The 12,141-nt window shown below is 31.4% G+C and carries 10 protein-coding genes; 3 read left to right on the forward strand and 7 right to left on the reverse strand.

The features are described from left to right. The first annotated feature begins 28 nt into the window (after window positions 1-28). From KXJ69_RS05505 to KXJ69_RS05515, 3 genes are all read left to right on the forward strand, one after another. Complete coding sequence (locus KXJ69_RS05505) at window positions 29-1,690, forward strand: ATP-binding protein (RefSeq protein ID WP_219051973.1); 1,662 nt, start codon at window positions 29-31, stop codon at window positions 1,688-1,690. A 1-nt stretch (window position 1,691) separates the two neighbouring features. Further along, window positions 1,692-2,357: a response regulator transcription factor gene (locus KXJ69_RS05510; RefSeq protein WP_219051974.1), complete on the forward strand. Its 666-nt coding sequence runs from the start codon at window positions 1,692-1,694 to the stop codon at window positions 2,355-2,357. 155 nt (window positions 2,358-2,512) lie between these two features. Further along, a complete protein-coding gene (locus tag KXJ69_RS05515; protein ID WP_219051975.1) occupies window positions 2,513-6,004 on the forward strand; it encodes a DUF2135 domain-containing protein in 3,492 nt (1,163 codons plus the stop codon). A gap of 695 nt (window positions 6,005-6,699) precedes the next feature. On the opposite strand, the gene KXJ69_RS05520 is transcribed toward KXJ69_RS05515, so the two are convergent. From KXJ69_RS05520 to KXJ69_RS05550, 7 genes are all read right to left on the reverse strand, one after another. After that, window positions 6,700-7,521, reverse strand: coding sequence for a GNAT family N-acetyltransferase (locus KXJ69_RS05520; RefSeq protein WP_219051976.1), 822 nt, complete (start codon window positions 7,519-7,521; stop codon window positions 6,700-6,702). 44 nt (window positions 7,522-7,565) lie between these two features. Next, window positions 7,566-8,423, reverse strand: coding sequence for an alpha/beta fold hydrolase (locus KXJ69_RS05525; RefSeq protein ID WP_219051977.1), 858 nt, complete (start codon window positions 8,421-8,423; stop codon window positions 7,566-7,568). A gap of 29 nt (window positions 8,424-8,452) precedes the next feature. After that, window positions 8,453-9,415, reverse strand: a complete 963-nt coding sequence (locus KXJ69_RS05530) for an NAD(P)-dependent alcohol dehydrogenase (RefSeq protein ID WP_219051978.1) — start codon at window positions 9,413-9,415, stop codon at window positions 8,453-8,455. A 76-nt stretch (window positions 9,416-9,491) separates the two neighbouring features. Next, complete coding sequence (locus KXJ69_RS05535; protein ID WP_219051979.1) at window positions 9,492-10,277, reverse strand: CPBP family intramembrane glutamic endopeptidase; 786 nt, start codon at window positions 10,275-10,277, stop codon at window positions 9,492-9,494. Then, window positions 10,264-10,965, reverse strand: a complete 702-nt coding sequence (locus tag KXJ69_RS05540; protein ID WP_255571220.1) for a DUF6624 domain-containing protein — start codon at window positions 10,963-10,965, stop codon at window positions 10,264-10,266. The genes KXJ69_RS05535 and KXJ69_RS05540 overlap by 14 nt, the downstream gene beginning before the upstream one ends. A 32-nt stretch (window positions 10,966-10,997) precedes the next feature. After that, the gene (locus KXJ69_RS05545) at window positions 10,998-11,600 is read right to left on the reverse strand and encodes a hypothetical protein (RefSeq protein WP_219051980.1); all 603 of its coding nucleotides are present in this window, start codon (window positions 11,598-11,600) and stop codon (window positions 10,998-11,000) included. A 323-nt stretch (window positions 11,601-11,923) separates the two neighbouring features. Further along, window positions 11,924-12,082 carry a glycine zipper domain-containing protein gene (locus KXJ69_RS05550; protein WP_219051981.1) on the reverse strand — a complete coding sequence of 53 codons (159 nt, stop codon included), beginning with the start codon at window positions 12,080-12,082 and terminating at the stop codon, window positions 11,924-11,926. Window positions 12,083-12,141: the final 59 nt, after the last annotated feature.

The raw sequence follows: 12,141 nt of genomic DNA on the forward strand, positions 1-12,141 counted from the left end.
TAGTCAGAAGTTTTACTAATTTTAGGGAATGAAAGAACCTATTCTATCATTCCCTTTTTTATTTAATATAATACTAGTAATTGGACTGGGGTTTTATTCCGTAGGCATTGCACAAGAAGTTGACAATAGTGCATTGTATTACCAAAAAATTATTAAACCAAAAAACGGAAATGATCTGGTTGATGGGCTACAATATTTCACGGAATCTACAGAAATAAAGCTAGCTAAAAATGACACGTTGGGTGCCATTTATGCTCTTAGGATGATGAGTATTGCCAACTTTGAGCTTGGAAGTTATTACGATGCAGAGAATAATTGCGCTAGAGTCCTAACTCTCATTGACAATAATAGTAAACAAGACAATCTCTTTGAAAATAAAGTAGGCATTTACAACCAATTAGGTCGTATTTATTCCGAATTATTCAATTATGATAGAGCTATAGAAGCATATAATAGCTCGTTAGAATTTGCTTCTAATATAGGAGACAGTCTTACCATTATCAATAATAAAGGAAATATTTATAAACGGCAAGGGGACTACTTAAATGCCAAAAAACAATACACTCTTGCCTTTGAAAAAATAAATCCAGCCCTTCCAGAGAATACCAAGGCCTTAATTTTAGACAATTTAGGGTATGTAAAAACCAAACTAAAAGAATCTGATGGTATGACGTTAATGGAACGAGCTAAAGACCTGAGGATAAAAAATAGCAATTTAGACGGCTTGTATTCCAGTTATAAAAACTTTGCAATTTCCTATCTAGATAATAATAATTTGGAAATGGCAAAAGAATACGCAGTACTAGCCTTAGAAAGTGCGACTAAATTGAATAGTCCTTCCTATAAAAAAGATGCATTGTCCCTGCTTATCGATATAAATGGGGATTCCCTTTCGCAAAAGTTTCGATCGCTATCTGATAGTTTAGCTCAAGAAAAACAACGAGAAGAAAATAAAAATGCCGCTTTAAAATATGATTACCAAAAACAAAAACAACTAGCAGATGCCAGTGCCTTGCAAAAAGAAAAGGAAAAGCGTCTAAAAATCATTTATCAGTGGGCTGCTATCCTTTTAATACTTCTAGGTATCTTTTTCTATTATATGCTTAGAAATAGGCAAAGACAAAAAGAACAACAACAAGTTTATCTAACTGAAACTCGCATCTCCAAAAAGGTACACGATGAGGTGGCAAATGAGGTATATGGGGTTATGACACGGATAGAGCATGATAAAGCTAAAGGAAAAGAACTCTTAGATAGTCTTGAGCATATTTATCATAAAACAAGAGATATTTCTAAAGAAAGTAACCTTATAGATTACGGACACCAGTTTGAAGAAGTAATTCAAGATTTGGTTTTAACCTACCAAAATGAAATGGTTACTATCATTACTAAAAATGAACAAACTATTGATTGGGATAAAATGAACTCTTCAAAAAAAATAGTTTTGTACAGAGTGCTTCAGGAATTACTAACGAATATGAAAAAGCATAGCAAGGCATCTCTTGTTGCTATATCTTTTCAGCAAAAGGGAAATAAAATTATCGTTGACTATGCCGATAATGGTAAAGGAAGTGATCTTCATAAAAAGGGTGGGTTACACAATGCGGAAAACCGTATTCATAGCATAGGTGGAAAAATTAAATTTGAAACAGAAATAGATAAAGGGTTTAAAGCTCAAATCCAATTATAGTATGTTTTCAAAAGTGATTATTTCAGATGATTTCGATAGCGTAAACAAAAGTGTATTATCCATTGTTAATGAATTAAAAGTCAAAGAAGTTGAACAAGTTCAATATTGTGATGATGCCTATTTAAAAGTTAAAAAAGCACTATTAGATAATAATCCCTTCCAATTATTGGTTACGGATCTCTCCTATAAAGCGGACCACCGAGAACAAAAGTTTCAATCTGGAGAGGAATTAATTAAAGCACTAAAACAAAGCGATTCCTCACTTAAAATCATTGTATATTCTGTAGAAGATCGTCCTCTTAAAATTAGAAAACTCGTGCAGGAATTAAACATTGATGGCTATGTTAATAAAGGAAGGAGAGGCCTTGTGGAGCTTCAAGATGCCATTCGTAAGGTGGCTAAAAATGAGAAATATGTGTCCCCACATTTAGAAGGGATCTTAAAATCGAATAATAAAATTGAGTTCACCGAATATGATTCCCAATTAATGGGGTTACTTTCAAAAGGCTATTCTCAAGAGGAAATAAGTGCTTTTTTTGTTGAAAAAAATATAACACCTAGTAGTTTGAGTTCCATTGAAAAGAAATTAAACAAATTAAAAACTGAGTTTAAGGCAAACAATGCTGTTCATCTTGTGAGTATTGTTAAGGACTTGGGACTTATTTAAGTTACTCTTTACTAAAAATTATCTCCTTTTTCCAGATTTCCGAGTGGTGTAGAAAAAAAGTGTTTCCCTCACCCAAAACATCACTTCCCTCATTCCTCTTTTTATATATTATATTGAAATATGAATTTTAAGCTGTTAACTTAAAATCACTAACCATGAAAAATATTACTTTTCTTTTAATTCTATTAGGTGGCATTGCTGTAAAAGCACAAAGTACACCTAAGATAATGATGAATGATTCCTTGCAACTTCAACTTACAAGCCTTGAAGTAGAAACTAATATTACCGAAAATTACGCTGAAACAACCTATTATATGAAATTCTATAATTCATTAGATCGAATTATGGAAGGAGAACTTTCATTTCCGTTAGGAGAGGGACAATCTGTATCTAGATTTGCTATGGAAGTTAGTGGGCAGTTAAGAGAAGCTGTTATAGTAGAAAAAGAACTAGCCAGAGTAGCTTATGAAAGTACGATACGCCAGAAGATTGATCCAGGCTTGTTAGAAAAAGTCGATGGCAATAATTATAAAGCAAGAATTTACCCTATTCCAGCAAAAGGATATAAAGAGGTAATTGTTTCATATGAACAACCACTTCACACTCAAGATGGTCAAAAAATATATGAACTTCCATTAGGTATAGAAGAAACATTAAAACATTTTAAAGTTTCAGTTCAAATATTCTCTAGTAGCGAGCTGGCTCCTTCCACGTCTAACAACCCAAATGGGAAGTTAATATTCAATAAAAAAGGAGAGTCTTTTATAGCAAATTTGGAAAAAAAGGATTTTGCACCAACTTTACCTATTATTATAAGAATTCCTTCTCAAATGGAGCATTTTAAAGCTCAAACTAGTGAAAATTATTTTTATATAAATCAAACTATCCCTACAAAAACTCAACTAAAAAATAAGCCGAATAAAATTACAATCCTTTGGGATTCGTCCTATTCTCAACAGTATAGAAACACTGCCATTGAAATGGAATTGTTAGAAAATTACTTTTCCTATCTTGGGAATGTAGCGGTACAATTGGTGGTTTTTAGCACTGCTATTCATCAAATAAAAGACTTTTCAATTTTAAATGGAGATTGGAGCACGCTAAAGAAGTATTTAAGCTCAGTTGTATATGATGGAGGTACAAACTACCTACAGCTAAAATCATTAAAGGCTACTGGAAAGGAAACTCTTTTGTTTTCAGATGGACTAGCTAACCTAGGTTCTTTTTATAAATTCAATAATAAACCTATTTATACTATAAATTCTAAAGTTTCCGCAAATCACGAACGCTTAGAAGAAATAGCAAATAAGACGGGAGGAAATTATATTAATCTTTTAAGGTTATCAATACCCTATGCAACTAAGGTCTTAAAAAGTGAACCTTATCAATTTTTAGGTATTAAAAACGCATCCTATACTTCAGAAGTCTTTCCTAAGGGACCTACAACAATTAAAGGCGATTTCTCAATTGCTGGAGTTTTTGATAATAATAGTTCTATAACATTACAATTTGGTTATGGAGGAAAGGTAACAGAAGAAAAAACAATTCAGATATCTCATAATTCTTCACAGAATAAATTGATAAAAAGGCTTTGGGCTAAATTGAAACTTCAAGAATTAAATAAAAACAAAATAGAAAATAAAAACCAAATTATAGCTTTAGCAAAAGCAAATCATTTAGTAACAGATTTTACCTCCATGCTCATATTAGATAGGATTGAAGATTATGTCAAATATAAGATTGAACCCCCATCTGAATTATTGACTCAATACAAAGAAATGTTAGCAGCCAGTAAAGAAGCTGAAAAAGAACGATTAGAAATTATTGAAGAACGAAAATTAGATATAGAATCAGATTGTGAAGACCTTTTAGAATGGTATAATAAAAGTTTTCCTAAAAGATCTAGACCCAGTAAAACCAGAACTAGAGTCACAACCAATAATACTGAAAGCCAAAACACAAATTCAGAAAATAACACTATTAATCCTTCACAGGATATAGCTGATACGGATGACCAAAATACTACCACTAACGAGACGATGATTGAATCTGAACCTATAGACCCTAATACCCCATATATAACTGGAACTATTGTTGATGAACTCGGAGTTCCGCTCCCTGGGGCAAATATTCTAGTAAAAGGTACAACCCGTGGTACTCAATCAGATTTTGATGGAAATTTTAGTATTCAGGCCAATGATGATGAGCTTTTAGAGTTTAGCTATGTTGGATTTCAATCAACGGTAAGAAGGGCAAATGACATAAACAATGAAACATTAGAAATGCTTCCTGGCAGTCAATTAGAGGAAGTAGTAATTACGGGTTATTCAAGAAGACAAACCACTGCGGTAGGTTATGCCGTTTCATCTGTTCAAAGTGAGTCTGTAGAAACTTCCATTGACCAACTATTGCAAGGCAAGGTTGCGGGTATTAATATTAATGAAGAAAACGGACAAAGTGGTAGTTCGGCTTCAGTAAAAATAAGAGGAGTGAGTACTGTTATTGGAAGTCCACTTTATATCATAGATGGAATATTTATTGAAGATGATTCGTCCCCAAATATAACAACTGAAGATATTGAATCTATTACTATTCTTAAAAGTGAAGATGCTAGTAAACTTTATGGGGCAAAAGGAGTTAATGGTGTTATAGTTATAAGAACCAAAAAAGGAATGGAAGAAAAAAAAGACGAAATTGAAGCTTTAGATGCTAAAATTAATGAAGTTGCAACGCTTAAAAGCTGGGATGCCTCTTCACCATATTTAAATATTCTAGAAAAGGAACCAACCGTTGAAAAAGCATACCAAAAATATTTAGAAATACGTGTTGATTATTCCAATACACCAACGTTCTACATTGATGTAGCCGACTTTTTTGCAGAGAAAAAAAGCATCGAAAATTCCTTAAAAGTACTTACCAATTTAATTGAAATTGACTTAGACAACCCTGAACTTTTAAAGGCATTGGCATATAAATTAGAATATTTTAATCAAAATAATTTAGCCGAAGAAGTCTATCAAAAAATACTCGAATTACGTCCAGAGTATTTTCAATCCTATAGAGACCTTGCTTTAATTTATGAAGCCAATGGGGCCTATCAAAAAAGTTATGATTTATTATATAAAATATACAGTGGAGAATTGGCAGAAAAAGATGAGGAAGAACGCTTTTATGGTATTGAACTTATTGCTTATGTAGAACTTTGCAGATTAGTCAATAAATATGGAAATAAGCTTTCGATTAGCAAAGCCGAAAAAGATGTTTTTAAAGAAATGCCAATGGATATCAGAATTGTTATTGATTGGAATCATGATGATACTGATATCGATTTATGGGTAACAGATCCTAAAAAAGAAAAAGCCTACTACGGAAATAGTTTGACTGATTTGGGGGGGAGAATTTCTGAAGATATGACAGATGGTTTTGGTCCCGAAGAATACTTATTAAAAAAAGCTCGAAAAGGAGAGTACAATATAGAAGTAGATTATTTTGCTGATAATTATCAGAAGATATCTGGGCCAACAATACTTAAAGTGACTATGTATAAGAATTATGGCAAGAAAAATGAAACTAAAAAATTAATAATTACCAGATTGGATAAAGAACAAGATGAAATTCTTATAGGAAATCTCCAATTCGATAATTAATACGATGTATTATAAAGCAAAAAATACCGCAACTATTTATGGTTGCGGTATTTTAAATTTTGTCCCTTTCTAGGAATCCAAAGAAGTATAAAATACAGTAAAATGTATTTTTTTTTTGAGATTTAGGTTAGTGTCATATTATTTATAGTAAGTTGATTATCAAGGCGTAAGTCAATTTCAAGATATGATATAAGTATTAACACTTATATATTTTTCAATGAAATCATCAATAATGTCTTAAAAAAATAAATTAAATTAAAGGGAATCCCTTTTAACCACTACTATAATAAAAATTCTACCCGTACCTAAAACCGTACCTAGATTTCAAAATTTTTTGTATATTTGAAAATATAACTACCTGATATTCAATAATTAAAAATATGAAAAAATCTCTATTCAAAATTCATAACCCGGAGGTCTCGAGTTCAAGTCTCGATCTCGCTACAATGTAAAACCCAACACTGTGTGTTGGGTTTTTTTATTTTGGTACGTTGGGAATTTATTTCCGTAAGTGGAAAAATAAAAAACTGCAAAGCATTGCTTTGTGGGTTTTAATATTGTAAAAGCCTCCCTAAAGACTCAGCGACTGCAAGGAGCTAATTCTCAATCTTGCTACTTAATGGAAACTATTAAAAAAAACAGCCGTTTGGGCTTTGTCTAAACCGTTTTTTATGTGTACCATTAATGACTACAGTTTATATATTCATTTCCACTTCATATTGATTAACAGTATTCGATAATCCAATTGAATTGATGAAATCTATTTTCTCGCTTAATCTTGTATCAACATTTATTATTTTTATGGAGTTTGAAACTTCCTTAATCCCACTAAATAATCTATTCCAACACCCATCACTCTTTTTTAAAATCTCAAATTGTGCTAAATATTCATTCTTAGGGTTTACAATAAAATACGATTCGACCAAATTGTCTTTTATTAATTGATAGTATTTATAATCTCCATTTTTAAGCACTTCTGAATTAAAATCCCACGAATATAAATCTTGATTAGGCATTTTTTTCCAATCAAAAGTATTATAATCAACTTCATTCAACTCAATTTTTTCATTTGAGTTTAATTTAATTTCTCCGCTGAAACAATTAAATTCTTTACGTATATCAAACCCAATGCTCTGATAAGATTTTATTGCTTTGCTATTTTCCATAATTACCTCTAGTAAACATTTCGTAATCCCACTAATTTTTAAATCTGGTATAGCAAAATCGTAGATTGATTTAACAATTCTTTTTCCTCTATATTCTGGAAGTACACCTGTAGCAGTATTAAATGCTATTTTTTCTCCATTTCGATTATCAATTGCATGTATTATAAATCCAACCAAATTTTCTCCATCAAACATTCCATAGGAAAGGGCATAATCAACCTTCGCCATCTCCCACCTATTTTTATAATAGTTTTTGTCTGTGGGTACTTTAACAAAGTAGTTCTCAAAAGATCTTAAATAGCAAGTAGCTATTACATCAAATTCTATGTTATTTAATTTTTTTACTTTCACAATTCTATAGATTATACTTTCTTAAATTGAACTAAGATATAGAGTTATTTGACACTTCTTATAATAGAGTTTTCAATAACTTCAAAATCCTTCCTGTTTGGAACATGTTTAGATCCTTCCAATAAAAAAGCTTCTTCTAAAGAGGGAAAAATATCTTTAGCTCTTTTTATCATTTTTCTTCCTGGAAACATAATGTCCTTTTCTGCAGCAAAAAGGGTAATGGGAATTTTTACATTTTTTGCGGTCTGTTTTGAAATTATTGGTAAAGGTGAAAAATCCATATTACAGTATTGAAAAGTAGTTGACATAAAGGCTAATGCAAATTCGTCAAATTCAGAAAAAAGCGCATTCATTACTTTTAGAATGGATTCTTGATTATTTGTTTTTATAAACTTTTTCAATGGTATGAACATTTTGAATAAACCTACAAGAGGATTACCATTAACGATAAAAACTGGCGCAATTAAGAATACTTGTCTTATAGGTGTTTCATTAAACTCTAGTGCTTTTAAGCTAATGAGTCCACCAAAAGAAAAACCAACTAAGGCTACATTTTTTAGTCTTAGTTTTATAATCACTTCGATAAGCCATTTACCATAATCTAAAGATTTCATGTCTAATCTATTCTCAGCGCTTTTATTGGGTTGTGCTAGTACATCTACTGCATAAACACAATATTTTGAGGCTAAATTGGGGAAGGAATCTAAAATTTGAGGGGCACAACCTCCTGTACCATGAATGAGCACTAAAGGAGGTTTTCTAGTATCTCCAGTTATAATAACATTAGTGACTCCAAACTTTGTTTCTAACAATTTTTCTGAATATTCAATATTCAGCTCATCTAACTTTTGATTGTATAGGGTTATAATTTTTTCTTTCCCTTCTTTTGATTTGAAAAACATAGACTGTTCGATTTTTAATTGATTTTGATTTATGGATTGACGATTACTATATTACCCACTTTACGACCAGTTTCAAGATAGTGATGAGCTTCTGCGATATCTGGAAGCTTGTAGCTTTTATCGATATTTGTATAAAGTTTACCTTGTTTAAAAAAGTCTACCAATTCTAAAAATAATCGTTTTAACTCCTCAGTCTTTTTTATGCCTGTAGCTGCAAATTTTACTTTCTTTGGATTTAATAACGTTTGACAAAGTATTTGACCACTTAATACTGGTGTCATAAAAATACCGTTAGAACTTATTAGGTTTTTAGTGTCTTTATATGATAAGGTTCCAACCGAATCATAAATTACATTATACTTCTCATTAATATTAGTTATTGATGTTTTTGTGTAATCTATTACTTTATCGGCTCCTATAGATTTTACAAAATCAATATTTCTTGTGCTACAAACTGCTGTAACTTTTGCTCCCATTACTTTTGCTAATTGAACTGCTGCTGAACCCAAGCTTCCTGAAGCACCATTAATTAAGATATGTTGCCCTGGTTTTAAATCTGCAATATCTTTTAAGAAGTTATAAGAGGTTAAAAACCCATCGCAAATTGGTGCAGCCTCTGCATGAGAAATGGTATTGGGTTTTATCTCTAAAACTAAATCTTCTGCAATACATAAATAATCTGCATTGCAACCATTGCTAAATAGTTTTTCACCAAAAACTTCATCACCTACTTTAAATTTTGTGATTTGCGAACCTACAGCCTCTACCACTCCAGAAAAACCAGTTCCTAAAGCTGTGTTCTTGGGTTTAAATAAACCTAAAAACAATCTGCCAAATTTAGGTATACCTTGGCGCATCATTGTATCTGCTCTTGTTACTGATGATGCCTTCATTTTTACTAAAATCTCATTTGGTTTTGGTGAAGGAATTTCAACATCAATTATCTGAATAACTTCTGGGGAACCGTATTTTGTATAAATTGCTGCTTTCATAATTACTCTTATTTATTGCAAAGTTGAACTTAATTAAGATATTGAAGGTTCGTGTTTTACAATCGGAACACTATTTCTACAAATAGGGTGAACCAACTACATGAAAAACCAAATCCCAAACAACATGCACAATTATTGCTACTAGTAAACCACGTTTCCAATACACCCAACCAAAGAAAGACCCTGTAATAAGATTACCTGTCAAAGTAGAACCTACAGTTACCAAAGTGAGATTTGAAAAATTTTTTGATAGCGGTAAATGCATTAAACCAAAACATAGTGCAGTAATAATTATACCCACCCAAACCACGCTTGTAGATGGTTTAATCTCTTTTTCAAAACGTTGAATTAATGCTATAATTAGAGACATTAATCCCAATCGAAACATAATTTCTTCCGTAATTCCTGCTGAAAATGAAACAATAGCATAAAACGGTTTAGAAGGTCTTTCAATAATACTTGTTACAGGAAAGTAATCAACAATTAGTTTATGAACCAAAAGCATTACCAATGCTAAGACTACACTAAGAACTACAGGAAACAATAGCGCTTTAAAAAAATGATTCTGCGTTCTGTTTTTTTGATTTGAAAAGAAACGTTCTATTACCGGTGCTCCCAATTGTGCTTTCCTTGACAACCATAATCCAACAAAAACTAAAATTACACCTAAAACAAAACCATAAATTCCTGTTTGTATTACATCACTTGTAATGGAATCTGACAGCTTTACGTTTGTATCACCTGCCTCAATTTTTAATCGTTTTAATTCTCTACTAAATGGAATATTTAGAAGCGCACCTAATACGAATAGAATAACTACAACCGTTGCAGTTTTAATGCGATTTTTATTACTCGCTATCATTAAGTTTTGCTAATTCAAATTCTCTAGTTCTTCTTATTTGTTCTTCAAGATTCCATTCAAAATCAAATCTATTCTTAAGGAACACAGAGATTGAATCGAGCCCAATTTCAGTTCTTCTTTTATCTATGTTTTCAGGATCGTAAACGGGCCATAAATTAAAACTTTTGGTTTCTGGGTAATATTTCATCTGTCCACCATAGATTTGTAAATCCCCTCTTTCTGTTGCAATTCTATCTTCAGCTCTTACCAAGAATCGAGGCTCTAGTTTTTTATCCTTAACAGCTTGTTTCATCAATGGAAGATACTGTATCCTAACATCATTATCTGAGTGTTGTATAACATTACAAATTGTCCAATTACCACGTTCTCCAATCATATCCTTAGTTGGCCAACCATGTTTTTCTAGAATATTTTTCACTCTATCTTCATTAACTATATGATTTTTATCTATAATTAACTGCTGTTCTTTTACTAGCTCTGAGTCAACACCATGTATAGCCATTAATGAATCTCTTAGTCTGATTGGTTCTTGTTCTGTTTTCCAAATATCATCAATTAGTGCTATTAAGTTATCTTCCTTTGCCTCTCTGATTTTGGTATTACATGAAGTAAATACTAATAGCACTAAAAGAGTCAATAAATAATACGTTTTTTTCATTTTCTTATACTTTTTAAATACTTGATTCATTTATTGACTCTTATATTATTTTGTTCAATCTTTTACAACCAGCTCAGCCCTAATCCTACATTAAAGATTACTGCATCTCTATGCGCATCTCCATCTAAAGACGTGCGACCTAGAACTAATTTAGACTGCACATTAAGAGCGAAGTTATTCTTTTTATAAATTTCGTAACCTGTACTTGCCATAACAGCACATCCAAAGTTCCAGTCGTCATTTACATTGTCTTTAATATCATACAGTGCTGGCGAATCTATGGCTAGACCAATACCTCCATGAATCCACCAACGATCTTTTACCCAATATTGTAGTGATGGAATAAAACCTCCAAAGTTCCTGTCATTATCTTGAAATTCGTATATGTTTCCTGGCATTGCAGCAGTAATGGCGAGTTTTTCGTTTAACATATAGCCAAACTTTACATCTGGAAAAACGAAGGTTCCTTGCGCTTTGTCAAACGTTTGAATCCCAGCACTATCTTCTATACTGATAATACCACCACCTACTACGAATTCGAAGATAAAACCATCTCTTTGTGTGGTGGTTTCAGAATTTGTGTTTTGCGCATATGTTGTACTTGATACTAATGCAAAGGCAACACAAGCCATTCTTAATAAAATTTGTTTTTTGATTGTTTTCATTTTAATTGTTTTCATAATTGTTCGTTTTTTGATTAATAATTGATTGATGATGTTTTTAATTGAGTGCAAATTTCCTATAAAAAACAGGTGATTATGAAGCTAAATAACCGAACTGTTGATTTAGAATGATGAATTGTTGATGATCAATAACGTCTTATACTATTTCTGTTTAAAACCAATTAACGCAGTTACGCAATTGGTGAAATCTACTATTTTTGCTTACTTCTGAATTTCTTTTGTGGTAGTATTTATCCTTTTAAAAAAACAGAAAACTATTATTGGATTGGAATAAGAATTTCAGCTACTATTAATATTAACTATTTCTATTTTGTTTTTTTTTGAGTACCATATTCAAGCGCTGCTCCTATAGCAATACCCAGTACAAACCATAATGCCATATTTGATGTTAAATACCCTACTACGGTTCCTAAAATGATTCCTATTCCAAGTTTGACTCCTTTTTTAGTTTTTTTTGTCTTCATTTTTTCTATTGTTTGTATTCTTAATTGATTTATGATAAAATTACAATCGCTTCATGAAT

The organism is Halomarinibacterium sedimenti (genome assembly GCF_019312585.1).
GTDB classification, from domain to species: Bacteria; Bacteroidota; Bacteroidia; order Flavobacteriales; family Flavobacteriaceae; genus Halomarinibacterium; species Halomarinibacterium sedimenti.